The organism is Streptomyces sp. DvalAA-43, assembly GCF_900091725.1.
In the GTDB taxonomy this organism is placed as follows: Bacteria; Actinomycetota; Actinomycetes; order Streptomycetales; family Streptomycetaceae; genus Streptomyces; species Streptomyces pulveraceus.
This window is the reverse complement of sequence record NZ_FMBW01000054.1, coordinates 1-24,995: the sequence shown is the minus strand read 5'-3', so window position 1 is coordinate 24,995 and position 24,995 is coordinate 1. Positions and strand designations below refer to the sequence as shown.

The following is a 24,995-nucleotide window of genomic DNA, read 5'->3' as shown; positions in this document are numbered from 1 at the left end:
TCATGCACCTTCTTCTGGGTGGGTTCCTCCGCTGCGAGGGGCAGGGGGCCCGATGGACAGGGCGGGCTCCCGCCCGGTGCGGTCCGGGCGCCCTCGCTGCCGACGGTCGCCGGCGGCTCCCGGACCGTAACCCGCGGCGCGCGCGTTGGGTGCCGAAGACCGCCACTGGCACGGATCGGCCACGATCCGGACAGGAGCCGTCGATAATGCACCGTATGACGAACGCGAAACTCGGCGAGGCTCTTCGGCTTCTGGGAATCGATCATGTGGCGGGCCGGGTCTATCTGGCGCTGCTGGAGCTGGCCCCCGCCCCGCTGAGCGCGATCGGTGCCGCGGCCGGTCTGGGCGGTGCGGAACTCGCCGGGGCGTACACCGCGCTCGTCGACGCCGGTCTGGCCAGTGCCGCCGAGGGGGACGGTGATGTGGTGGCCCCGGTTCCGCCCACCGCGGGCCTGGAGATCCTCGCCCGGCACCGGGCGGCCGAGGTCGAGGAGTCGCGCATCACCGTCGGGGGCGCGTTCGAGTCGTTCCGGCGGCACCGGCTCGCCGCGTACAACGACAACCTCGTCGAGGTCGTCACGGGCGACGCCATCGGACCCAGGATCCGCCACGCCTGGGCGAGCGCCCGCGACCAGATCCGGCAGTTCGAGTCACCGCCGTACTTCCCCCTGCCCGGGGCGACGGAGGACGCGCTGGCCACGCTCGCCCGCGGGGTGACGCAGCGTGTCGTGTACTCACGGGAGTCGCTGGAGCATCCGGGCCATCTGGAGGACGCCGTCGAGCCGTGTATCAGGGCCGGCGAACAGGCCAGGGTGCTGCCGTCGGTGCCGGTCAAACTCGTGATCATCGACGCGTCGTACGCGCTCGTGTCCTTGTCGATCCAGGAGGCCGACGTGCACAACACCATGCTGGTCGTACAGCCCTGCGGCCTGTTCTCCGCGCTCGTGGCGCTGTTCGAACAGTCCTGGCAGAGCGCCCTGCCGTTCCACGGCCGCACCACCCGCCCGGGAGGCGTGCCACCCGCGGACCGCCGTCTGCTGTGGCTCCTCGCGGGTGGTGCGACCGACGACGTCATCGCCCGCGAGCTGGGAATCAGTCGCCGCACGCTCTTCCGCCGCCTGCAGATCCTGATGGCCCAGCTGGGTGCCGCGAACCGCTTCCAGATGGCCTTGCAGGCGCAGCGGCGCGGATGGCTGTGACGGGCGCGCCCACGAACGGATCCGGGGCGCGCGGCCCCGGCGCCGGGCGGGCCCGCGTGCTCATCGGCGGTCCGCCGGGGCTCAGGTGGCGGGCCGGCTCGCCAGGTACTCGGTCAGGCCCTCGCCGGTGAGCGGGTAGTAGTCGGAGAGCCGTCCGCCTTCGTCGAGGCGGCGGCGGGCGAACTCCTCCCGGTCCTGGTGCAGCAGGGAGTCCTCGGCGAGCGGGACGGCGTTCCGCTGCGGCACCACGACGGCGCCGTCCTCGTCGGCGACGATCAGGTCGCCGGGCGTCACCAGGGAGCCGCCGACGCCGACGGGTACGTTGAACGCGGACGGGAACAGTTCGGTCTGCGAGGCGTAGTGCGGGGTGACGCCGGTGCACCAGACGGGCACCCCGAGCGCGCGGATCCGGGCCGCGTCCCGCACCCGTCCGTCGACCACGATCCCCGCGCCGCCGCGCAGCTTGAAGTAGCGCACGAGCATGTCGCCGAGGCAGCCGGTGAAGTGGCTGCCGTGCGCCGAGACGACCAGCACGTCGCCGGGCTGGATGGATTCGAGGACGCCCCACAGCGCGGTCTTGCGCTCGATGTCCTCCTGTTCCGCGCCGTTGAAGACGTCCTCGCGCTGCGGCAGGAACTGGAGCGTCACGGCACCGCCGGTGACCTTGACGTCCGGTTCGCGGTGCAGCGGCACCGGGCCGTCGATGAACGTCCGGGTGATGCCCATCTGATGCAGCTTCGCGCAGGCCGTCGCCGCGCTCACGTCCTTGAGGGCCTCCACCATCTGTGAGGTGGGTCGTACGTAGGCCGCGGTGTGGACCGGCGCTCGCATCGATTCATAGGTACGGGGCTCCCCCTGCCCATGGATGCGGGGCTCCCCCGCCGACGGCGCTTCCTGATCCCCAATCGGGTGCATGCACTTGCCTCTCCGCGTGCTCGTCGCACGCAACGCCAGTGACATCATCGCCTATCGATGGTAGATAACAGCCAATCGATTAGTGCTGTCAATCCATCAGGAGCCTTCCGTGACCGGTGCTTCCCCCGATTCCCCTGGTTCGCCCGATTCCCCTGGTTCCACCGGGTGGTTCGAGGCGGCGCGCTTCGGACTGTTCGTCCACTTCGGTCTGTACAGCCTGGCCGCGCGGCACGAGTGGGTACGCAGCCGGGAGGCCATGTCGCAGGAGGAGTACGACCGTTACCTGGAGCGCTTCGATCCCGATCTGTTCGACGCGCGCCAACTGGCGCGTGCCGCAAGGGAGTCCGGGATGCGTTACGCGGTGCTGACCGCCAAGCATCACGACGGCTTCTGTCTGTTCGGCTCGGCGCTGTCCGACTACACCTCGGTCCATGCGACGGGCCGCGACCTGGTGCGCGAGTTCGTCGACGCGATGCGCGCCGAGGGCCTGCGCGTCGGTCTGTACTACTCGTTGCTCGACTGGCACCACCCCGACTTCACGGTCGACGAACACCATCCGCTGCGCGGCACCGAGGCCGAGCGGGAGCCGCGTGACATGGCGCGCTACCGCGCGTACATGGAGGGGCAGATAAGCGAACTCCTCACCGGATACGGCCGGATCGACCTGCTCTTCTTCGACTTCACGTATCCGGAGAAGGGTCCTGCGGAGTGGGGTGCGGAGCAACTCCGCTCCATGGCGAAGAAGTTGCAGCCGGGCATTCTCGTCAATGACCGTCTGGGCATACCGGGTGACTATGTGACGCCCGAGCAGTACCAGCCGGACCGGCCGCTGGAGCGGGGTGGCGAGCAGGTGAGGTGGGAGGCCTGTCACACGCTCAACGGCTCCTGGGGGTACGACCGCGACAACCACGAGTACAAGGACCCCGCGCTGCTGGTCCGCATGCTGGTGCAGTCCGTCGCCTGCGGCGGCAATCTCATCCTGAACGTCGGCCCCACCGGCCGAGGCGCCCTGGACCCGCGGGCCCGCGCCACGCTCCGGGCCATCGGCGCGTGGGCCGAGCTGCACGCGCGGTCCGTGCACGGTGCTGGTCCGAGCACGTTCGAGACACCCGCGAACGCCCTGTACACGCAGTCCGGCAACCGTCTCTATGTGCACCTGCCGGCCTGGCCGCTCAGACACCTCCATCTGCCGGGACTGGCCGGGCGCGTACGCTACGCCCAGCTGCTGCACGACGGTTCGGAGATCCGGTTCCACGAGATGGACGGCGCGCGGCACGAGCACAACAACCTCGCGCCGCCTGACCAGCCGACGGGCACCCTCACCCTGACCCTGCCGATCGCCCGGCCCGACGTGCTGCTCCCGGTGATCGAGCTGGAGCTGGACGGCGGGCGGTGAGCCCCGTGGTGAAGCCGTTGAGCGAGCGCCTCTCGGCGGTGCTGGGCCCGGACGGCGGCCGGGAACCGGAGCGGTCACCGGCCGATCCCGCCGCGCGGGTCGGGGTGCCCGACGTCACCTGCCGCGCCGTGTGGGACGGGGTCCCGGGGCCGGTGCGGGAGCAGGTGCTGACGGACGCGGCCGAGGAGCTGGGGCGTCCGGCACCCCGTCTGCTCGCGAGTGCGTGGGCCCGTACCTTCCGGGACGGTGATCGCGGCGCGTACGAGGACGCGGCGTGGGGCTTGCAGGAGCGGGTGTCCCTGCTGGCCCTGGCGGCCGTTCTCACCGGCGAGTCGGCGGAGGCGACGGAGTCTCCCGGGGCCTGCCCTCATCTGGATGCCGCGATCGACGGGCTGGTGGCGTTCGCCGAGGCCAGTACCTGGTGCTGGGCGCCGCACGAGCGCTTCGCCGCGCAGCGCGGCGATCTCGTGCCCGATCCGGACGACCCCTGCCTCGACCTGGGCGCCGCCGAGGTCGCCTCACTGTTCGCATGGGCGGACCATGCCCTGGGACCTCATCTCGACCGCCGGATGCCGGGGCTCCGGCGTCGGCTGCGCCGCGAGGTGGAACAGCGGGTGCTGCTGCCGTTCGAACGCCGCCGGGACTGGCACTGGATCGGCGCCGATGGCGGCGCCAACAACTGGAATCCGTGGATCCACGGTGCCGTCCTCGCCGCCGCGCTGTTGCTGTGCGAGGACGGTGCCCGGCGCGCCCGCCTCGTCCGGCTGGTCGTGGAGGGGCTCGACCACTACGTGGTCACGCTCCCCGACGACGGCGGGATCGACGAGGGCATCGCCTACTGGTGGGTGGGGGCCTGCCGGCTGCTGGAGATCCTCGGCCTGCTGGCCGACGCCGGCGGCCCCGCGCCCGACGCCCGCCGGACGGCTCTCCTCGGCGCGTTGCTGCGGTACCCGCAGCGCATGCACCTCGGCGGCGACTGGTACGTGAACGTGGGCGACGCGCCCGCCCGGCTGACCGCCGACCAGCCCTGGCAGGTGCCGTTCCGCTGGGGCATGCGGCTCGGGCAGCCGGAGACGGTGGCGCACGCACTGGCCGGAGCGCGGCGGCAGCACAGCGCCGCACCACCGCGCGCCGGTCTCGGGCGGGCGCTCACCGCACTGGCCGACGAGCGGTGGTGCCGGGCGGTGACGGCCGACGAGCCGGACACCTCCGCGCCCTGGCTGGCGGGTGAATCGTGGCTGCCGCGCCTGCAGATCCTGGTGGCCCGCGAGACGGCGGGCACCACGGACGGCCTGGCCGTCGCGGTGAAGGGCGGCCACAACGGCGAGCACCACAATCACCTCGACGTCGGCTCGTACTGGGTGGCGGCGAACGGGCGGCCCCTGGTGGTGGACGTCGGCCGGCCCACGTACACCGCGCGGACCTTCGGCCCGGACCGCTACGCGATCTGGCCGTTCCGGAGCGACTGGCACAACGTGCCCGACCCCGGCACCGCGCAGCAGCCGGGCCCCGCCCACCGGGCCCGGGAGGTGCGCGTCGAACTCGCCCCCGGCGTCGCCGGGATGACCGCCGAGCTCAGCGGCGCCTATCCCCGCTCCACGCTCACCCGCTGGGACCGCACGGTACGTCTCGTCCGGTCCGATGGAGTCGACTCCCCGCAGGTGAGTGTCGAGGAGCGGTGGGAGGGGTGCACGGAGAGCGTGGCTCTGCATCATGTCCTGGCCGGACAGGTCGAGTACGGGGACGGCTGGGCCACGGTCACCGCCTCCGACGGGAACGGTCTGGTGATGCGCTGGGACCCTCGCGCCGCGGTCGCCTCCATCGTACGCAAGGACCTCGACGACCCCGTCCTGAGCAGGAGTTGGGGGGATCGGCTCACCCGGCTCACGCTCACGGTCCGCTCCCCCGGCGCCCAAGGCAGCTTGACCGTGCGGTGGTTGCTCGCCGGTGGATCCGAACGGATCCCGGAGAACTGAACTCAGAGGTTTGCGGCAGCACTCTTGAACAAGCGGGGTGCCGCACCTAGCATCAGCAATCGATAGACGATAGTCACCGAGGCGAGGGCCCCGCCCCACCTCCGCCGCATCGCACCACCCCCGCCGGGCGATCCCCACCCATGACCGCCCGCGACCTCCCACCGCTGCCCCACCGGGAACTCCGCGGCCGAACAGCAGCTATCGATTATTCACGACTACGCAATGGAGCGTGTCCCATGAGAACAATGTGGCGCCGTACCTGCGGGCTCGCCGTGGCTCCCCTGGTGATGGCCTCGGCCGTAGCCTGCGGTGGCGGGTCCGACCAGGCCGCGGAGGGCACGACCCTCCGCGTCATCGTGAACATCACACCGAACCTGACGGAGAAGTACTGGAACGACCTCTTCGCCGGGTACGAGAAGGATCATCCCGGTGTGAAGGTCGAGCTCGAACTGACCGGCACGATCTCGGCCGACGCCAAGCTGAGACAGGACCTGGCCGCGGGCGATCCTCCGGACGTCGCCCAGCAGATCACACCGAACGCCGACACCGCGTCGCTCTTCGCCGATCTGTCCGACCAGCCCTGGACCGCCAGGACTCCGCTGGCCGACCAGTACGCCATCGACGGCAAGCACTACGTGGTCGGGGTGGGCGAACAGATCCAGTCGCTCGTCTTCTACAACAAGGCCGCCTTCGAGAAGGCGGGCCTCGATGCCACGAAGATCCGGACGATGGATCAGTTCACGGCGGCCATGGCGGATTTGAAGGACGCCGGTTACAAGCCGTTGCAGGCCGCCGGCCAGTGGGTCACCGGATCCCAGTTCTCGATGATGGCCGACGCCGGGGTGCTCACCGCCGACCCCGGGTGGACGGCCAAGCGCAAGGACGGCAAGGTCTCCTTCGCCAAGAGCGACTACCTGCCCTACCTGGAGCACTACAAGAGCTGGATCGACAAGGGCTACCTGGACAAGAGCGCGCTCGGCCTCACCTACGCGGACGGCCAGACGGCCTTCCTGAACGGCAAGTCCGCGATGTACGTCATGGGTTCGTTCTTCGTTCCCGCCGCGGACGCCGCGAAGAAGAGCGACGGCATCGGCGTCTTCACCATGCCGACCGACGGTGCCTACCCGTCCGGTCAGTTCGGCAACATCTCGAACCCCTACGTCGTGGTGAACAAGTCGCGCCACAGGGCCGAGGCGATCGAGTTCGTGAAGTGGGCGACCACCGACCCGGAGGCCATCAAGAGCCAGCTCGCCTCCGACGGCAATCTGCGCGAGGGCTTCACGTACCCGATGTCCGGCCTCGGTTCGTCCGTCCAGAAGGTCCTGGACAAGGCCCCGTCGGTGATCGTGAAGTCCGGTGAGAGCCAGCCGATCGCCGGGTTCAGTGACGAACTCAACAAGCAGGTCCAGTCCCTGTACACGGGCTCGTCCGCCTCGGACGCCGCCGACGGATTGGACAAGTGGTGGAACTCGCAGGGCTGAACGCGGGGACCGGGCAGCGTCGCCGGGCGCGGCTGAAGGAGTCGGCCGTCTCCCTCGGGATGATCGGCCCGGCCGTCCTGCTCTACACGGTGATGACCGTCGTACCGGTGGGCGTCGCGGTCTATCTCAGTCTGACGGACTGGGACGGCTTCTCCACCGCGGTGTTCATCGGGCTCGACAACTACAAGCATCTGTTCGACGACCCGAGTTCGTCGGACGCCTGGTATGTGACGGCGCTGATCGCCGTGGCCGGTACCGTCCTCATGGTGGGTCTGGGGCTCGTGTACGCGCTCGCCCTCAAGGGCCGTTCGCGCACGAACTCCTTCTTCCGGGCCGTCGCCTACTTCCCGCACGTGATCAGCGCGCTGATCCTCGGCTATCTGTGGGCGGCGATCCTCGGCACCAACGGCGCCATCAACAACACCCTGGCCAAGTTCGGGATCGAGCCGCTCGGATTCCTCTTCGACGAGCAGTTCGCACTGATCTCGCTGATCGCCGTGATCGTGTGGGCGGGATTCGGCTTCAACGTCGTCCTGTTCGTGGCCGCTCTGCAGACGGTGCCCGCCGAACTACTGGAGGCCGCGGCGATCGACGGCGCCTCCAGGCGCCAGATCAATCTGCGGATCGTGATCCCCATGATCGCGCCCGTGGTGACCGTGGCGACGGTACTGAACCTGGTCGGACTCATCCGGGCGTACGACATCGTGGTCAGCCTCACCGGCGGCGGTCCGGCCGGTTCGACGCAGACGTTCACGTACCTCATTCTCGCCCGTTCCTTCGAGGGCACCAAGGTCGGGTACGCGACCGCGCAGGCGGTGTTCCTGATGGTGGTGTCCGCCGCGCTCGCCCTTCTCGTGACGGCGCTGCGCAACCGTCAAGACCAAGCCGCGACAGGTCAGTGAGGAGCCGGTGGTGGTCGTACTAGAGGCAGAGGTCCGCGACGAGCCGAAGGCCTTGCCGGCCGAGGCGGACGAGACGGGGCGCGCAAAGCACGAGGAGGCCCGTTCGCCCGTGCGATGGGTGCTGCTCGGCGTTCTCCTCGTCGTGATGATCGTGCCGATCTATCTGCTCGTGGTGAACGCCTTCAAGTCGCAGCAGGACATTCTCGACAACCCGTTCTCGATCCCGCTGGGCGGGCTGACCTTCGAGCACATGTCGGCCGCGATCCACAGCCCGCAGTTCAACGTCATCGGCGGCTACGGCTTCACGCTGTTCCTCGTCGTGCTCGTGGACGTGCTGTGCATCCTGCTCGCGGGCCCCGCCGCGTACGCGATCGCGCGCAGCCTCAAACGGCGTACGCAGCTGGTGCTGCTGTACTTCCTGGCCGGCACGTTCATTCCGGGCGCCGCCGTGATCATCCCGGTGATCTATGTGCTGCGCGAGATCGGCCTGGCCAATACCGTGACCGGTCTGGTGGCGCACGACGTGGCGTCCACACTGCCGGTGAGCATCTTCCTGTTCGTCGGCTTCATCCGCACCATCCCGGTGGACATCGACCACGCGGCGACGATCGACGGCGCGGGCCGGTTCCGGACGTTCTGGTCCATCATCTTCCCGCTGATGCGGCCCGCGGTCGTCACGGTGCTGATCCTCAACTCGATCGGGATCTGGAACGACTTCGTCTCCCCCCAGATCCTGCTCAGCCCGTCCTCCGGGCACTACACGGTCACGACGGCGATCTACGCCGGCATCAGCCAGTACTCGACCGACCTGACGAAGGTGTTCCCCAACCTTCTGCTCGCCATCGCGCCCGTCGTCATCTTCTTCATCTACATGCAGCGCCACATCATCAGCGGTCTCACCGTCGGCGCCGTGAAGGGATGAGCCCCAAAGGGACGACCGGGCTCACCGTTCCCCGTCCGAGCAAGAGCCGAGAGAAGAGAAAGGACTACGGAGTGCTGAGGAGAAGGAGGCCACGGTCCCGCAGAGGACAGTGGTCCGCAGCAGCCCTGCTCGCATCCCTGGCCATGGTGGCGGCCGGTCACCCCGCCGCCGCCCATCCGGTCGAGCCCCGGGCCGGACAGACCTACTACGTCGCCGTGTCCGGCCAGGACACCGCCTCCGGCACGAGCGACCGGACCCCGTTCCGGCACATCCAGAAGTGCGCCGACGTGATGGTGCCGGGCGATACGTGCCTGGTCCTGTCCGGCACGTACGAGGAGACGGTCGTGCCGGCCCGTTCCGGCACCGCCGCACTGCCGATCACCTATCGCGCCGCCCCGGGCGCGAAGGTGACGGTGAGCGGTGCCTCGAAGATCGGCGGTTTCCAGCCGGTCACCGCCGCCGATGTCACCGAGATCGCCAGGACCGACCCGTTCACCGCGGACTCGCAGTTCAGTGACGCGGTGGTGGCCGGGCACGTCTACCGCACGGACGTCGACCTCGGTACGGACGTGACCACCGTGCAGCTGTTCACCGACAAGAAGATGGGCATCGAGGCCCAGTGGCCCTATCCCGGCCTCGACCTGCTCGCCCCCTCGCTCCAGTACGCCGGTGAGGGCAGCGCGGACGCCACCGTCGCCGACGCGGACCTGACCCGCCCGGCGGGGTACTGGGACGGCGCGCGTGCCCTCACCGGCTACTGGTACGTCTCGGCCACCACCACGGTGAAGAGCTCCGCCGTCGGCTCGGTGACGCTGGAGACCGCACCGCCGTGCGTCCACAAGGTCGTGCCCGGGGAGACCCGGTACGCGCTCTCCGGGAAGATCGGTGAACTCGCGCATCCCGGCGAATGGTTCTACGACCCGGCCGCGAAGCGCCTGTACATGTACGCCACCGACGACCCCGGCGCCCACACCGTCGAGGCCAAGCGCCGCACCCTCGGCTTCGATCTGGCGGGCACCAGTCATACGACGGTCGCCGGCATCGGCCTGTTCGCCACCACGATCAGGACGGGTGCCACCAGCACCGGTGTCACTCTGGACGGCATCAACGGCCAGTACCTGTCGCACTACACGGACATCACGCAGGGCGCGACGGACTGCGGCAGCACGGTGACCCGGGGCGTCGGCGACACCGGCATCATCCTCGACGGCACCCGGAACAAGATCGTGAACAGCGATCTGTCGCTCAGCGCCGGGAACGGGATCGCCCTGCGCGGGCAGAACAACACCGCCACGGACAACGTCATCCACGACGTCGACTACATGGGCACCTACGCGGCGGGCATCGCCGTGCAGGGCAACAGCCAGACGGTCACGCACGACACGATCTCCCGCGTCGGCCGCAGCGGCATCAACCTCCAGTGGAACGAGGTGGCCGGCCTCACCCCGGGCAAGGACCTGATCGCGTACAACGACATCTCCGGGTACGCCCGGCTGAGCCTGGACGTCGCCGCGATCTACACCTGCTGCAGCGCGTGGATGATGGGCACGTCCATCGACCACAACGTACTGCACGACCCGGCGCCGACCACGACGTCCACCACGTTCGGGATCTCCGGGATCTACGCGGACAACGGCCAGAGCGACCTCGTGATCGCGAACAACGTGGGCTGGGGCAACCGGGAGGGCACGGTGATGCTCAACGGTCTGGGCACCGGTTCGCACGACAACGGCGTCTACAACAACACCGGTGGGATGACGCTGTTCTACGTGAAGGAACCGGGGCAGTCGACCGGCACCGAGATCTACAACAACGTCGGTACGATCCGGGGCCTGGACGGCGCCACCGACGGCGGGCTCGTCCTCTCGAACAACCTGCCCTCGGAAGTCGATCCGCTGTTCGTCGACGCGGCCGACCGGGACTACCGGCTGACCGCCGCTTCCCCGGCACGCAATCAGGCGATTCCACTTCCGGGAATCAATGACGGATCCACGGACGCGACGCCGAGTCTGGGCGCCTATCAGTACGGGGCGCCCAAGTGGACCGCGGGCGCCCGTCGGTAAACGGCGCCACATGGTCATGGGCCCGATCCGGAATTCCGGATCGGGCCCATGACCTATTGATCAATTCGACTTCGCCGCCGTCTTCCGGGGCGTCGCCTTCTTCGCCACGGCCTTCTTGCGGGGCTTCTTCGTCTGCCGCGCATCCGGGACGGGCCCTCGTCCGGCCGCGTGGTCGGCGAACGCCTCGGCCGCCTCGGCGGGGTCCCCGGACCGCAACAGGCCGACGAGACGGCCGTGCTCGTCGGCCATCGCGCACCAGTCACCGTCGAAGAGCGGGTCGGAGATGGCCCGCAGCGTGCGCAGGCTCGGCTCGATGACCTCCCACATCCGGGCCAGGAACGGATTGCCCGCGAACTGGCTGACCAGGGTGTGGAACCCTATGTCGGCGTCCCGGAAGCCGCTGACGTCGTTCGTGGCGACCGCCTCGTGCATCCGCTCGACCAGCGCGTCGAGCTCGGCGAGCTGCTCCTCGGTGATGTGCTCGGCGGCGAGCCGCGCGGCGAGGCCCTCCAGCGGTTCGCGCACCTGGCGGGCGTACTCCGCGTCCTTGGCGGAGATCTCGACGACGAAGTGGCCTCGGCGAGGCACATGCGTGAGCAGGCCCTCACGGGCCAGCCGCTTGACCGCCTCGCGCACCGGGGCCTGGCTCACACCGAGCCGCCGCGCGATCTCCGATTCGACCACCCGGTCGTTCGGCGCGAGATCGCCCTCGACGACGGCCTGGCGGAGCAGTTCGTACACCTGGTCCGAGATCAGGGTCTTGCGGAACCGGTCCTTGTTGGTGGCCAGCGTGGAGACGAATCCACCCGACGCATGAGATGCCATGAATTCCCAATCCTGCACTGGGGCACGTCAGTTGCGACATAATACGCGCCCATCTTCTCCCGGTGGGATCTCACCGGGGGTTTTCGACCGCCTGGCCGGCCATTCCCATGGAACGACCTCATGGGCGGGCCCACCGCCTTCGCTGTCGTCGAACGAACAGTTCCGTGACCCTCTGGCCGGCCCGGTCCGCGTCACACCGGGAGCTGTCATGATCGAACGCTCCCTGCAGCGTGGCGGGCAGCCGGTCACTGGTTCATCGTCTATCGATCATCGAGGGAATCGAATCAGGGGCGTTCGAGCACTGTCAACCACGCTTTCGGTCAGCCGTCGAGTCCGTACACGCGGACCGCGGTCGTGTGCCGGAGGCGTTCTCGCTGATCGTCCGCCAGATGGGCCAGCCCGAGCTGGGACGCCGCGAGCGATTCGGCCCGTGAGCCGCGGGGCAGGCAGATCGGCCAGTCGGAGCCGATGAGGCAGCGATCGGGGCCGAGCGCGTCCACGACGTGGCGCACCATGTGCGCGATGCGCCGGGGCGGCACCCCGTGCTGCTGGGTGAGCAGGCCGGAGATCTTCACCACCACGTCCGGGCTCGCGGCGGCGCGCTCGACCTCGCGGTACCACTCCACCGCGGCCGGTGCGCGCAGGTTCGGGGGGTTGCCCAGGTGCTCGACGACGACGGTCAGCCCGGGGTGGCGCGCGGCGGCATCGGCCGCTGCCGTCAACGCCTTTCGATGCAGGTTGAGTTCGAGCACCAGACCCACGTCGGCCAGCACGGGGACCAGTGCACGGGCCGACTCGGGGGTGTCCGTCCACGAGGTGCCGCCGAGCCGCATCCCGTTGGGGCGCAGGTCGCCCAGCTCGCGCAGGAGGCCGCGGAACGGTTCGGGCCCGCCCGCACCGTGGACGTGCAGGTTGGCCACGTATCCGACGGCCAGGTCCGGGCGCCGCAGCCGTATGTCGCGCAGGGCGAGCGTCTCTCCGGTGTCGCCCCGCGCCGCCTCGACCAGCACCGCCCCGCTCACGTCGAGGCCGGCGCCCGACCGCTCCAGGTCGTGCTCGTCGAAGGCCCGATGGTGCTCGCTCTCCGGCCGGATCCAGGGGAACCCCTCGGCCGGATCCCACAGGTGGACATGGCAGTCGATCACGGTGCGCCTCCTTCTCGGGGCTCGCGGGGCCGCTCCGGAGTATTGACACGTCGGCTCCCCGCCAGTGAGTCTAACCATCGGCTATCGATGGGCGATTGTTCAATCCGTATGTGACAAGGGGCAGGTGTTCTCGATGCTCAGGCCTGAGCGGACCGGCGGCACGCACACAGGGGGCGAGGCACACGGACCTCTGCTCACCGCGACTCGGCGCGTCACCGACATTCCCACATGGGCACATCTGGAAAGGGAGTTGTTCGCCGTCCAGGACAAGGCGTGGCGGCTCTTCGCCGACCGCTACACCGAGGGCGACGGCCGCCTCGTCTTCCGCGACACACTCGGGCGGGGGCTGGACGGCCGGGACGGCGTGGACGACTTCTACGAGCCGTTCTTCAACTGGCCGACGCTCTATCTGCTGGGCGGGAGCGCGGAGTTGCTGACCGCCGCGCGGCGGCACTGGCACGGAGTCACCGCGCAGCTCACCGAGATGGGCATGCTCGTCGACGGACTGGAGCGCGGCTACGACTGGTTCCATCAGGGCGAGGGCCTGCTGCTCTTCTATGGGCTGTGCCTCGCCGATCCCGACGACCCGGAGCTGCGCGAACTCGCCTGCCGCTTCGCCGACTTCTACCTTCCCGGCGGCCCGAACTACGACCCCGTGAACCGGGTGGTGCGCGCCCCGCACAACGGTGCGGCGGGGCCGCGTTTCGGCTTCAGCGACGAGGAGGCGTACTTCCCGTGGAGCCTGGCCCTGCGCCCGTACGGTCTGCCGCTGGACGGGATCGAGGGCGTCACGTCCTTCGACTCCCTGGCCGCGTCGCCCGAGCGTGCCCGAGCGTACGGCCGCGCGATGTGGGAGCGGATGGGCCGCGGTGACACCATCGCGAACCTGGGTGCCACCGGACTGGCCACCCACGCCTTTCTGCTGAGCGGGGAGCAGCGCTACGCGGACTGGGTGGCCGAGTACGTGGGTGTGTGGCGGGAGCGGCTCGCGGGTCGCGACGTCGTGCCCGACAACGCGGGCCTGGACGGTGAGGTGGGGCAGTACCTGGACGGCCGCTGGTACGGCGGCCACTACGGCTGGTCGTGGCCGCACGGCCTGTCCCCCGTCGGCAGCGCCACCGTCGTCGGCGCGGCCAACGCGACCCTCCTCACCGGGGACCGGGGCTTCCTCGACCTCGCCCGCAATCCGCTCGACGCGGTGCTGCGCCACGCCGAACAGCGCTCCGCCGACCAGATGGGCACCCTCGGCGAGCGCTGGGAACCGCATCTGCGCGCGATGGCGGCCGAGCGCACCCTCATGGTGCCCCAGCGGCACAACGACTCGGGCTGGTTCGACTTCACCGTCATGCCGGGCCAACTCCCTCTCTCGCTCTGGCACTTCAGCCGCGAGGAGGCCGACCGGGACCGGATCGAGCAGCTGCGTGCCGCATCCCGCTGGGACTGGTCCACCGTGCACACCCAGCGCATCAAGGACGAGGCCGGGCACGAGGAGCCCTGGTACGAATTCCTGCACGGGCGGAACCCGCACTTCCCCGAGCGGATGCTGCGCAGTGCCCTCGCGAGTTGCGCCGAGCGGGTGGAGGCCATCGGGAACGACACCGTCGACCCGGCCGTCGGCCCCGACGCCCTGGACATCCACCACTGGCAGCACCTCAACCCCGTGGTGACCGAGGCCCTGCTGCAACTGACCACCGGCTCCCCGCAGGTCCTCTACAACGGCGGCCTCGTCCATCTGCACCTGCGCTACTACGACGCGGACGCCCGCCGCCCCGGCCTGCCGCAGGACGTCGCCGCACTCGTCTCCGACATCCGCCCGGACCACACCGTGGTGGAGCTGGTCAACCTCGGCGGGGCGGCGCGCTCCCTGCTGGTGCAGTCGGGTTCGTTCGCCGAGCACCACGTCGCCACCGTCCGCGTGGACGACGGCCCCGAGCTGCCGGTCGACGGACCGCACTGCCGCGTCGGCCTCCCCGGGAACTCGCGGATCCGGCTGACCCTGACCATGACGCTGCGCGCGAACCGCGCGGCCTGTACTTCTCCGTGGGAGACGGCATGACCGACAGCGCCGCGACCGGCCGCCTGCCCTTCGTCCTGCCCCGCCTGGGCATCGGCACCGCTCCGCTGGGCGGGCTCTTCGAGCCGGTCGGCGAGGAGGAGGCCGCCGCTGCCCTCAAGGCCGCGACGGACGCCGGGATCACGTACTTCGACACCGCGCCCCGCTACGGACACGGCCTCGCCGAACAGCGCCTGGGGCGCCTGCTCGCCCCGTCCGGGGGCACCGCCCCGGTGATCTCCACGAAGACGGGCTGGCTGCTGCGCCCCCGGCCGGACGGTTCCCCGGGAGAGGTGATCACCGACTGGACGGAACGCGGCATCCGCGAGTCCCTGGAGGCGAGCCTGACCCGCCTGGGGCGCTCCAGCGTCGACATCCTGTATCTGCACGACCCGGACGACTACCCGGACGAGATACGCCGCACGGCCTATCCGGCGGTGCGACGGCTGCGTGACGAGGGGCTGATCCGCGCGATCGGGTTCGGCATGAACCACAGCGGTCCGCTCGCCTCGTACGTGGCGGAGTTCGAGGTGGACGTGGTGCTCATCGCGGGCCGCTTCTCGCTCCTGGACCACGAGGCACTGACCACCCTGCTGCCGCTGTGTGCCACGACGGGCACCGCCGTCGTCGTCGGCGGTGTCTTCAACACCGGCCTGCTGGCCGATCCGTCTCCCGGCGCCATGTTCAACTACCGGCCGGTTCCCGCTCGGGCGCTGGAGCGGGCACGGCAGTGCCGGGCGCTGTGCGAGGAGTACGCCGTGCCGCTCCCCGCGGCAGCGATCCAGTTCCCGCTGCTGCACCCCGCCGTCGACTCGGTGGTCCTCGGCTGCCGTTCGGCTGCCGAGGTGGCGGCGAACGCGGCGGCTGCCCGCTTCCCGGTCCCGGACGAGCTGTGGCAGCGGCTGGCGGGGGCCGGGTTCGTGCCCGAGCAGTTGCTGGGATGAGCGCGCCGGTGTAGCCACGGATGGTTCATCGGCGCGATGCGAATCGTCGTCCGGTCGGGCCGGGCGGGCCGGGAGCGGCGCTGTCCGGCCCGCTCCCGGCCTGGTCGCGGACCGCGCCGGGCTCAGGTGCGCTTGAAGAACTCGACCTCGCCGACGGCGATCGGCCGCCCCTCGCCCCGCCCGGCCGCTTCCTTCAGCACCAGCCGGACGGAGACGACGTCGCTGATGCCGGTCCGTACGGTCTGCCGGCCCGGTTTGTCGGTGAGCGTCACCGTCTTCCTCTCGGCCTCGCCGCCCTCCTTGGTGATGATCAGTTCGGCCCGGGTGGGCCTGCCCGCGCGGTTGAATTCCTCGGGCTCCGTCGAGGCACCCGTGTACACCACGACGCCGACCAGCCGGAACGGCTTGTCGAAGGTGCAGGTCAGGTACGAGCCGAGCGCGGGTGCCCCCCAGTACTTGTTGGTCAGTCCGTCGGTGGCGTCGGACGCGGGATGGCCGGAGGTGTGGGCGCTCGCGGTGACCCCGGTCGGGCTGATCTCCGCCGTTCCGCCGAGCTTGTCGCGCACGTCCTCGAAGACGTAGCGCCCGGCCGGGACGAGCAGGAAGCCCACGAACAGCAGTCCGACGACCGCCAGCACCAGCAGGGTCCGCCGCAGCACCCGGCCCGATCCGCTCCTCACCCGGCGGCGGAACGGCCATACCGTGCGCCACCACGGCAGCGGCGCGGGCTGCTCCCTGGTCTGCAACGGTGCCGCGCAGCGGCGGCAGAACCGGCGCCCCGGCAGGTTCGGGGTGCCGCAGGCCGGGCACGGCGGCCCCTCCGGCTCCTCGTCCGCCGTCACGGGCCGCACGACGGGCCGCCGGGCGACCGGCTTGGCCGGCTGCACCGCGACCACGGGGCCGTCCGGTGCCGGTGGCTCCGGCCGGGCGGGGGCCGGCCGCACCGGTTGTTCCGGACGCACGGGGGCGGGCTGCGCGGCTGCCGGTGCGGGTGTCGCGGGCACTGCGGGCAGCGGCGCGGCGGGCTCCGGGGCGCGTGTCCGCACCGGTTCGGCCGTCGGCTCGGGGCGCGGGGCGGGCGGGGACGGGGCCGGAGGAGCTTCGGTCTCCGGGCCGGTTCCGGTCACGGGCCCGGCCGGGGCGCCGGTCGCGGGCCCGGCCGCCGGGGCCTCCGGTTCCGCCGGGCCGACGGGATCCGAGGGACCGGCAGGTTCCGTGGCGGCGGGGGTGTTCCGCGGTGCCCGGGAGGACCAGCCCAGGTAGGAACCGCAGTTCCCGCAGAATTCGTCGTCCTCGCGGTTGGCCGTACCGCACGCCGGACACGAGCGCATCGTGTCAGCCTCCTGTCTCGTCTGGCGGGCCCGGCAGGATCTCCACCCGGCACGTGAGGTGTACGGGGCACGAGGCCGCGACGACGTCCCGGACGCGGCCCGCGTCCACCGGTCCGCCGTCCAACGCCCAGACGCGCACCAGCAGTTCCCCGGTGGGCGGCGGGGGCAGCTGCGCGCCGGGCTCGGACGACCACGTGGCGCCGCCGCCGTCCTGGACGTCGGCCTGCACCCCGAAGCAGAGCCGGAGGTGTTCGACCAGGCCGCGGCGGGTGCCGCGCCACCGGTGCAGTTCGACGGCGCGGGCGATCACGGCCCGCCGCAGCCCAGCGGGCCACGCCGGATCGACATCGGCCGCGACCCAGGACGAGAGCCAGGGCAGGAAGTCGGCCGGGGTCAGCGACGGGTCGAAGTACGCGGGGAGGTTGTCCAGGGTGGACAGGACGGGTGCCAGGACGGTGTCGAGGCCCGCTGTGAACCGCTGGGCCAGATCGTCGTCCGCGTACAGCGCGGGCAGCAGGCCGCCGATCGGGTAGCGGCTGGCGAGCCCGGGTACCGCGGCCCTGGTCATGAGCCGTCACCCGGCGTGCTCGCGACGACTTCCACCTGGTGCTGGTGCGAGAAGACCAGGGCGCCCGGGGCGACGTCGATCCGCTGCACCGCCGCCCCGCGCCGGCCGGTGATCGGGTCCGCGGGGAACATCCGTACCTCCTCCACCAGGGACACCCCCGGCACGCCCTGGAGCACGGCGAAGATCTCGCCGTACTGCACGGGCCTGCCGAACGGCCACCCGGTTCCGTCCGCGCCGCCCCGCAGCGGGTCGATGTGGCGGAACAGTGCCGCGACCGCCTCCGCGCGGACCCGGTCCACGTCGCCCCCGGCCGTCATCAGCCGGGCGACCACGGTGACGCCCTGGTACGCGGGCGGTTCCACCACCAGCCGGGTGCCGACCAGGCGCCGTTCGTCGAGCCGTGCCGTGACCGTCGAGAGCACGGAGTCCGACGGGATCAGCTGCTCGAACCGGAGCTGGCCCCCCTCGTCGGCGACCGCGTCGGGCACCACCAGGACCCGTACCGCGCCGCCCTCGCCCGCGACGGCGGGCAGGCACCGCACCCGGCGCAGCGAGGGCGCGGCCTCCCGGGCGATGGCCTCGTAGTCCCCTGCCGTGACCGCCCGCTCCTGCACCCGCAGGATGTTGGGCGCCCGGACCTTCGCGTTCTCCACGGTCTCGCCGTCGACCCCGCCCCGGGCCGCCTCACGGTTCTCCACACCCGCCACGTACGGCACCGAGCTGCGCAGCACGCAGATGGCGCCCCGCGCGACGTTCCCGGCCGCCCCGCCGCCCGTGCGGTAGCGGGGAACCCGCAGCTGTGCGCCCTTCTCGGGCACCGCTCCGTACGCGCGCATCGTCCCGTCCGGCTCGCGTACCTCCGGCGGGAAGGCGAACTCGCCGGAGACGGCGTCGATCCGCACATGCCGGTCGTGCGGGGCGGAGGCACCGAAGTGCTCCACCGGGGTCCAGGTCTCCCAGCCCTCGGCGGAGGACACCTGGACGACCGGCGGCTCCCCGTCCAGCAGCAGCGGCGCCCTGCTCACGGAGAACCTCTGCCCGGCGACGCCCTCGGAGGTGCCGAGCGGAACGTCGAGTACGGTCTCCGCGTGTTCGACGTCCATCGTGCCGCCGACGGTGAACACCTCCGCCTCCCGGATCGTCGGGGACTCGGAGTAGAACGGCTGGCCGGGTTCCGGCGCGGTGACCCGGCACCGCAGCCATCCAGCCCGGGTCCCGGCGGTCACCGACGCGGTGTGTCCGGCCGGGACGAAGACGATCACCTCGCCGGGCCTGTTCAGTCCGCCGGTGCTGTCGGTGCCGGTCTGGCAGGTCACCCAGCGGGCACCGTCCCACGCCTCCCACACCAGCGGCGGCTGCCGCGGGTCGACGCCCACACCCTCCACCCGGCTGTCCAGGCGGACGGCCACGATGCACCGGGGCACGGCGGTGGGCAGCCCGAACAGCAGGGCGTCACCGGGTTCCGGCCGGGGCTGGAAGCACGGGATGTCCTTGCCCGCGCCGAGCGGTGCGGTGCGGTCCGTCTGGTCGCCCGAGACCGGCGCGGTGACCAGCCGGACCAGCGAACTCGGCACGATCGACAGGTCGTCGGAGGTCGAGAAGACCACCGCCTCCTCCGCCTCGCCGCGCGAGGTGGCGACCTCCGTGCCCGCCGGGAGCCGCACGGTCTCCGGCTGCGGCGCCGACAGCCAGAAGTCGACCTCCGCCCGCGCCACCGTCGGCGGGAACAGGGTGACGCCCAGCAGGTCGAGGAAGGCCGCGTAGTTCTTGTCCGGGACCCGGTTCAGCCGGTACAACAGCTGGTCGACCATGTACGCGAACGTCTCGATGAGCGTGACCCCGGGATCCGACACATTGTGGTCGGTCCACTCGGGAGAGCGCTGCTGGACGTACCGCTTGGCCTCGTCGACGAGCTGCTGGAAGCGCCGGTCGTCCAGGTTGGGTGAGGGCAGGGCCATCAGCGCGCTCCCGGTTCTTCGGATCCCTCGGAGGACGGGATGGTGTAGAAGGGGAAGACGAGGTTGCGCAGGTCGTTCGTGGCCCGCACGGTGTAGTGCACGTCGATGTACAGGGTGCCCTCCTCGATGGCGTCGAACGCGATCACCACGTCGGTCACCTCGATGCGCGGCTCCCACCGCTCCAGCGAGGTGCGGACCTCGTGCGCGATGCGTCCGGCGGTGGCGCCGTCACCGGGCGCGAAGACGTAGTCGTGGATGCCGCAGCCGAACTCCGGGCGCATCGGCCTCTCGCCCGGCGCCGTGCCGAGCACCAGCCCGATCGCCTCCTCGATCTCCCGGTCCCGCTCGACCATGCCGATGCCGCCCGTGGCACCGACCCGCAGCGGGAAGCCCCAGCCTCGTCCGATGAACCCGCTGCCGCTCACATCGGGCCCCCGATCAGCACGTTCAGCGCACCGCTGATGATGGGTGCGCCGCAGGAGGTGTTGTCCCGCATCCGGGCGGCGGGCAGCCCGCCGATCAGGACCTGTCCGGTGACCATGGCGGCCGGGTTGGGCATGATCACGTTGCCCGGTCCGAGTGCGGCGTGCGGGGGGACGACGCACACGTGCAGGCTCCCGGTGACGGCCGCGGGCCGGCCGCCGATCAGCACGGTGGCGACGGCCACCGCGCCCGGGGGCGGGGTGCCGATGAGGCCGCCGTGGGCGGTGCTGTCGCCCGTGCGGGCTGCGGGGGGCATGGCCGGGGTTCTCCTTGCTGGGAAGGGGACTTCTGGAGACTTCGGATGGATGGCGGACCGTCAGTTGATCTTGATGAGCCTGGCCTTGAGCACCCCGAGCAGTCCGCCGTCGATGGTGACCCCGGTCTTGCCGTCGACGGTCACCGAGCTGCCCTTGATGTTCACGTCGCCCGTTCCGGCATCGAGGGTGATCCCGGAAGCGGAGAGCTTCACGGAGCTCAGCGCCCGGTTGCCGCCGGGCGCGTACACCGTCAGCGCGATCTCGTTCCGCCGCTCGTCCAGGGTGACTTCGAGCCGCTTGTCGCCGGTGGCCAGCCGGACACCGGAGGGGCCGCGCGGGGCGTCCAGCAGCTCCAGCCGGTTGCCCGAACGGGACACCAGGGAACGGCGGTTGACCTTGCCGCTGGTCGGGTCGACCAGCGGGACGTCGTGGGGCGAGGGCTTGTCCACCCCGTTGTAGAGGCCGCCCAGTACATAGGGGCTGTCCAGGAGCCCCTGCTCGAACCCGACCAGCACCTCGTCGTTGACCTCGGGGCTGAACACCCCGCCGCCGCCCTGGCCGCCCCACTGCACCGTGCGGACCCAGTCGGTCACATAGGTGTCGTCGAGCCAGGGGAACTTCAGCCGGACCCAGCCGCGTTCGGACTTGCCCTCGCGGATGTCGGTGACCACGCCGATCGCCAGCCCCGGTATGCGCGGGCCGCGCGAGGGCGCGTTCGAGCCACTGGTCAGACCCGCCAGCGAGCGGTCGGGCGCCGCGCTCACCAGCACGGTCGTGCGGTAGCCGCCGTTCGGTTCGAGTACGTGGTGCGCGGCCGTCGCCGTGTAGCGCCCGGCGAAGGCGGGCCCCACATTGCCGAGGGCCACCGGCTCGCCCGCCCGCAACTGCGGATTGCCCTCCGCGACGGCTTCGATCTCGCCGAATCCGGAGCTCACCGAGGCGGCCACCGAACCGGCCACGGCCGTGGCCTCGGCCTGCGTCCGGTACGGGGTGTCGGTCACCGTCATCCGGGCGTTCGCGCCGAACGCCCCGGCCACCAGCGACGGGCTCATTCCGGGGGACACGGTGTCGCTGCGGATGGACTGCTCGCGGGCCACCAGCCGGGTCTTGGTGTCGACGTTCCAGCCGCGCACCTCGACGCTGTCCGCCCCGTCCGCGCCGGTCAGCACGGCCCGCAGGGCCAGCAGATTGCGCCCGTACTCCAGAACCATCGGGTGCCGGGTGGCGGGGGTGGCGGGCGAGGGGGCCGAGGCGGCGGGCTTCGGTTTCACGAATTGCAACAGGCCCTTGTCGTCCACCCGCACCTGCGCGCCGCTCTCGCCCGCGAGGTACTGGAGGAACTCCCAGTCCGAGACGTTGGGCTGGGTCAGCTGCTTGTACGTGATGGGCGCGGCCTCGATCTTCCCGCAGGCCAGCCCCGCGCCCGCAGCGACCTTGCGGACGATGTCCGCGGTCTTCATGTTGCGGTAGGCCACCACCTTCCGGCCGCGCTGGAGCCGGTGGGCCTTGGAGAAGGCGCGGACCACCGTGAACGAACCGGTGGTGTCGCTGTCCAGCTCGACCGCGGTGACCTCACCGGTGAACAGCCGCTCGCGCACCCGTTCCTGCACGGTGACCACGGATATCTTCAGCGGGGTGCCGATGGTGAGCCCGGTGGCGGTGAGCAGCTTGTGATCGGGGTCCCGGTACATCAGCACGGCGGTGTCCGGGAGGCCGACGTTCTCGTCCACCACACAGCTCACCAGCTGGGCCGCCCAGGCGGGAGGCAGCTCGCCGGGGGCCTCGACGATCGGATCCGCCGCGAAGGAGCGGCCGGCGGCGGTCATCGGCTGCCCTCCGGGGCGTGATCTTCCAGTCCGGGCACGACCAGTTCCCTGCCGGGGGTCAACTGCATGGGGTCGTCCACGTCGTTGGCCTCCGCGATCGTGCGCCACGCGGTGGCGTCGCCGTACTCCCGCCAGGCCAGCAGCGGCAGGCTGTCACCGGCGACGACCCGGTGGGTACGGCGTGCCTCCCGCGAGCCGGACGTGGGGTTCTGCCCGGCCGGATCGACGCTCGCCTCCTCGATCGACAGGGAGCAGGTGGCGCGCAGCGGCTTCCCGTCGACGTCGAACAGCGTGTACGAGACGGAGAGGTTGGAGAGCACGCCGTCGAACGAGGTGGTCTTCGACGTCCCCCAGTCGAAGCGGACCCAGGGGCTGGCGGGCGTCTTGCGGGCCAGGCTGCTCGGGGTGGGCACACATGCCGTCATCAACTGCTCCACCGCTTTCTCCACCGAGTTGTCATGGGTGGCGGTGGCGTCGAGGAAGACCTCCAGGGACAGCGACCGGGGCCCGCTGCCCACGAATTCGGGCAGCGCGGACTGCCCGGCCATCCGGGACGGCGTACGCCGCCACTCGGTGCTCTTGCTCAGCGACAGCTTGGCGGGGTTGAACTGCAACGTGAGCCGGGCGAGGTTCCCGCCCGGTTTGGCACCGACGGTCGCCGGCGGTTCCATGATGGTCAGCTGGGCGCGAGCACGGCTCGTGCGGACAGCGGGTGACATTGCGCTCCTCCTTCCCGGAGTTCTCCGATACCTGCACCTGCTAAGGAATGTGACGACTCATCACGAGGGCTCCAGGCCCTCGTGCGCGATCTCCAGCGTCTCGATCGCCGCCTGGGAGTTGGCGGGGTCGAAGGACGGCCCCTGCCAGCGGACCGGCACGATGCCCTGCACCTGCCAGCTGATGATGCGGCTGAGGTCCGGACGGAGTGCGACGATCTCGCCGTCCTTGGGCTCGACCCGCTGGATCGTCTCGTTGAGCCACCGCGCGATCTTGAGCGTGTCGGCCGTGACGGGCCGGGTCAGGGTGATGTTGGTCCAGGTGATCCGCCCCGGCAGCTGCCAGGTGAATCCGTTGTTGCCGCCCTCGGCGTACTGCTCCATCTCCACCTCGGCGCCCAGACCCGAGCAGGTGTGGAAGGCCCCCAGGTCACTGCCCCCGATGACGAGCTTGAAGAACACGCTCGTCGCGAAGATGTTGTCCGTCATGTGCTTCTCTTCTTCTCTGCTGATTCCAAGTGCGGTGCCGCGCCCAGCTGTTCATGCCGCTTTCAGCGGCGACCGTCGTACAGCCGCCCGGTACGCTCCCGCCCTCTGCGCATGTCCGCGCGGATCAGCCGGCTCACCGGATCGAGCAGACGACGGGCCAGTTCCTCGATGTCCGGCCCGGTGACCCGGTTCTCGGAAGGAGCATCCGTGGTGGCCGGGTCGGCCGAACCACCGGGCCCGGTCGCTCCCGGCGACTTGGGGCGCTTCACCGGTACCGCCCGCACCGGAACGCCGGTGATTCCGGCGTCGGCCGCCGCGCGCTGGAGCACCTCGGCCGTGGACCCGGAAGCGGCGGCTCCGGCGGCCGGAGCGGGTGCGCGTCGCGGAACCCGTACCGAAAGGCTCGGTGGCCCGGGAAGGGGAGCACCGGTTCCGGCCTCCGGGCCGGTGGCCATGGGAGCGCCGGATTCGGGCACCACCGGCAGTGTCATCCGCTGGACGGGCACGGTGGCTGCTCCCGGCCGGTCCGGTGCGGGCGGATGCGGGCGCACGACCGGGACCGGCTGAACGGTGGACGGCACGGAGGGAGCTGCGGAGCGGGTCGTCGACGTGGTCGAGGGTGCGGGGCGTGGTGCCGTCGGCGTCGGGCCGGGGCGGTCGGCGGAAAGTGACTCCGCGGGCTGCCGCTCCGGCGGGCGTGTCTCGGCGCGGGACGGGGGCGTTGTCGTGCCGCCGCGTACCGAACGCTGTACGAGCCGCAGGAGCGAACCGCCGCCCCTCGGCCCGCGGCCCGCCCGGTCCGTGCCGGTCCCCGCTCCGGTCCTGACCTCGGCTCGGGCTCCGGTTCTGGTTCCTGTCTCAGCACCCTGGAGCCGGGTGGGGTCGCTGGTGGGCGTCCGGTGCGAGGGCGTCCGGCTCCGCGTGGCGCCGGGCGACGGGCTCCCGGGCACAAGGCGTTGGACGGTCCTGCCGGGCCCCGGGCCCTGAGGCTGCCCCGGGCCGGTCGCACGGCGCTGGTGCGGCGAGGCGGCTTCGGCGGGGCGGGGGCGCGGACGAGCGAGTGCCGATGCGGGTGCGGGTGCGGGACCTGCCGGTGTCGGGTGCTCCCCCGTCCGCGTGGTGCCGGCCGCTGGACATCACGACGCCAGGTTGCCGCCACGACCGGCCGGGAAACGTTCCCTGCGACTGGTGCCGAGAAGCCCTCGCTGGAGCCGGTGCTCACTTTGAGGGCCCGGCCCGAGAGCAGGGCCCGTGACCGCTGGATGGCCGGCATCGGCTCCCCCGCGCGGGCGGCGGGTACGGATGCCCGCTCCCGCTCCGGGGTGATCCTGCGGACACGTACGGGTGTGGTGGGAGAGGAGGAGGGGGCGGAAGAGCTGGTGGTGGGCGTGCTCGCGCGCCTGGCGTCCGCTACGCGCTGGACTACCGCAGGTTCCGTTGCCGTCCCACCGATAGCGGCAGTGACTGCGGGAACGGCGGACGAGCGCACCGGCATTTCGGCAGGCGGGTACGCGGGCATCGGCGTCGGCCCAGACGGTGCGGAGGA

21 protein-coding genes and 1 pseudogene are annotated in these 24,995 nt (G+C 71.1%); 10 read left to right on the top strand and 12 right to left on the bottom strand.

Features of this window, described 5'->3' with window-relative positions; translation table 11 throughout:
- Nucleotides 1-215 precede the first annotated feature (215 nt).
- Nucleotides 216-1,199, top strand: a complete 984-nt coding sequence (locus GA0115234_RS21960) for a LuxR family transcriptional regulator (RefSeq protein WP_176729238.1) — start codon at nt 216-218, stop codon at nt 1,197-1,199.
- Nucleotides 1,200-1,280: 81 nt separating this feature from the next.
- Here the strand turns inward: GA0115234_RS21960 and GA0115234_RS21955 are convergent, their stop codons facing one another.
- Nucleotides 1,281-2,030 (bottom strand): RraA family protein, encoded by a 750-nt coding sequence (locus tag GA0115234_RS21955; protein WP_093544247.1) that lies wholly within the window; start codon nt 2,028-2,030, stop codon nt 1,281-1,283.
- 193 nt (nt 2,031-2,223) lie between these two features.
- On the opposite strand from GA0115234_RS21955, the gene GA0115234_RS21950 reads away from it, so the two are divergent.
- From GA0115234_RS21950 to GA0115234_RS21925, 6 genes are all read left to right on the top strand, one after another.
- A complete protein-coding gene (locus GA0115234_RS21950; RefSeq protein WP_093544245.1) occupies nt 2,224-3,510 on the top strand; it encodes an alpha-L-fucosidase in 1,287 nt (428 codons plus the stop codon).
- A gap of 8 nt (nt 3,511-3,518) precedes the next feature.
- The gene (locus GA0115234_RS21945; protein ID WP_370804543.1) at nt 3,519-5,486 is read left to right on the top strand and encodes a heparinase II/III domain-containing protein; all 1,968 of its coding nucleotides are present in this window, start codon (nt 3,519-3,521) and stop codon (nt 5,484-5,486) included.
- A gap of 236 nt (nt 5,487-5,722) precedes the next feature.
- A complete protein-coding gene (locus tag GA0115234_RS21940) occupies nt 5,723-6,967 on the top strand; it encodes an ABC transporter substrate-binding protein (RefSeq protein ID WP_161275631.1) in 1,245 nt (414 codons plus the stop codon).
- The gene (locus GA0115234_RS21935) at nt 6,946-7,869 is read left to right on the top strand and encodes a carbohydrate ABC transporter permease (RefSeq protein ID WP_256088762.1); all 924 of its coding nucleotides are present in this window, start codon (nt 6,946-6,948) and stop codon (nt 7,867-7,869) included. The genes GA0115234_RS21940 and GA0115234_RS21935 overlap by 22 nt, the downstream gene beginning before the upstream one ends.
- A 10-nt stretch (nt 7,870-7,879) precedes the next feature.
- Entirely contained in the window at nt 7,880-8,791 is a 912-nt protein-coding gene (locus GA0115234_RS21930) for a carbohydrate ABC transporter permease (RefSeq protein WP_093544241.1), read from the top strand.
- A gap of 143 nt (nt 8,792-8,934) precedes the next feature.
- Nucleotides 8,935-10,854: a right-handed parallel beta-helix repeat-containing protein gene (locus GA0115234_RS21925; RefSeq protein WP_093544239.1), complete on the top strand. Its 1,920-nt coding sequence runs from the start codon at nt 8,935-8,937 to the stop codon at nt 10,852-10,854.
- Nucleotides 10,855-10,914: 60 nt separating this feature from the next.
- Here GA0115234_RS21925 and GA0115234_RS21920 read toward each other — a convergent pair whose 3' ends face one another.
- Nucleotides 10,915-11,679 (bottom strand): GntR family transcriptional regulator, encoded by a 765-nt coding sequence (locus GA0115234_RS21920; RefSeq protein ID WP_093544237.1) that lies wholly within the window; start codon nt 11,677-11,679, stop codon nt 10,915-10,917.
- A 320-nt stretch (nt 11,680-11,999) separates the two neighbouring features.
- The gene (locus GA0115234_RS21915) at nt 12,000-12,824 is read right to left on the bottom strand and encodes an amidohydrolase family protein (RefSeq protein ID WP_161275630.1); all 825 of its coding nucleotides are present in this window, start codon (nt 12,822-12,824) and stop codon (nt 12,000-12,002) included.
- A gap of 133 nt (nt 12,825-12,957) precedes the next feature.
- On the opposite strand from GA0115234_RS21915, the gene GA0115234_RS21910 reads away from it, so the two are divergent.
- Both GA0115234_RS21910 and GA0115234_RS21905 read left to right on the top strand, forming a co-directional pair.
- Entirely contained in the window at nt 12,958-14,880 is a 1,923-nt protein-coding gene (locus tag GA0115234_RS21910; RefSeq protein ID WP_093544233.1) for a hypothetical protein, read from the top strand.
- Nucleotides 14,877-15,821, top strand: coding sequence for an aldo/keto reductase (locus tag GA0115234_RS21905; protein WP_093544736.1), 945 nt, complete (start codon nt 14,877-14,879; stop codon nt 15,819-15,821). The genes GA0115234_RS21910 and GA0115234_RS21905 overlap by 4 nt, the downstream gene beginning before the upstream one ends.
- A 122-nt stretch (nt 15,822-15,943) precedes the next feature.
- On the opposite strand, the gene GA0115234_RS21900 is transcribed toward GA0115234_RS21905, so the two are convergent.
- The 9 genes from GA0115234_RS21900 to GA0115234_RS21860 form a co-directional block, all read right to left on the bottom strand.
- Nucleotides 15,944-17,152, bottom strand: coding sequence for an NADase-type glycan-binding domain-containing protein (locus GA0115234_RS21900; protein ID WP_093544231.1), 1,209 nt, complete (start codon nt 17,150-17,152; stop codon nt 15,944-15,946).
- Nucleotides 17,153-17,156: 4 nt separating this feature from the next.
- Complete coding sequence (locus tag GA0115234_RS21895; protein ID WP_093544229.1) at nt 17,157-17,720, bottom strand: phage tail protein I; 564 nt, start codon at nt 17,718-17,720, stop codon at nt 17,157-17,159.
- The gene (locus GA0115234_RS21890; protein WP_093544227.1) at nt 17,717-19,678 is read right to left on the bottom strand and encodes a putative baseplate assembly protein; all 1,962 of its coding nucleotides are present in this window, start codon (nt 19,676-19,678) and stop codon (nt 17,717-17,719) included. Before GA0115234_RS21890 ends, GA0115234_RS21895 begins: the two co-directional genes overlap by 4 nt.
- Nucleotides 19,678-20,103: a GPW/gp25 family protein gene (locus tag GA0115234_RS21885; RefSeq protein ID WP_093544225.1), complete on the bottom strand. Its 426-nt coding sequence runs from the start codon at nt 20,101-20,103 to the stop codon at nt 19,678-19,680. The genes GA0115234_RS21890 and GA0115234_RS21885 overlap by 1 nt, the downstream gene beginning before the upstream one ends.
- Entirely contained in the window at nt 20,100-20,417 is a 318-nt protein-coding gene (locus GA0115234_RS21880; RefSeq protein WP_093544223.1) for a PAAR domain-containing protein, read from the bottom strand. The genes GA0115234_RS21885 and GA0115234_RS21880 overlap by 4 nt, the downstream gene beginning before the upstream one ends.
- 60 nt (nt 20,418-20,477) lie before the next feature.
- Entirely contained in the window at nt 20,478-22,244 is a 1,767-nt protein-coding gene (locus GA0115234_RS21875) for a VgrG-related protein (RefSeq protein WP_093544221.1), read from the bottom strand.
- Complete coding sequence (locus GA0115234_RS21870; protein ID WP_093544219.1) at nt 22,241-22,963, bottom strand: CIS tube protein; 723 nt, start codon at nt 22,961-22,963, stop codon at nt 22,241-22,243. The genes GA0115234_RS21875 and GA0115234_RS21870 overlap by 4 nt, the downstream gene beginning before the upstream one ends.
- Before the next feature lie 60 nt (nt 22,964-23,023).
- Complete coding sequence (locus tag GA0115234_RS21865) at nt 23,024-23,449, bottom strand: phage tail protein (protein ID WP_093544217.1); 426 nt, start codon at nt 23,447-23,449, stop codon at nt 23,024-23,026.
- Nucleotides 23,450-23,511: 62 nt separating this feature from the next.
- Nucleotides 23,512-24,030 carry a hypothetical protein gene (locus tag GA0115234_RS21860; RefSeq protein ID WP_256088761.1) on the bottom strand — a complete coding sequence of 173 codons (519 nt, stop codon included), beginning with the start codon at nt 24,028-24,030 and terminating at the stop codon, nt 23,512-23,514.
- 633 nt (nt 24,031-24,663) lie between these two features.
- Between GA0115234_RS21860 and GA0115234_RS42820 the strand changes: the two are divergent.
- A pseudogene (locus GA0115234_RS42820) lies at nt 24,664-24,995 on the top strand (hypothetical protein); the annotation flags it as partial.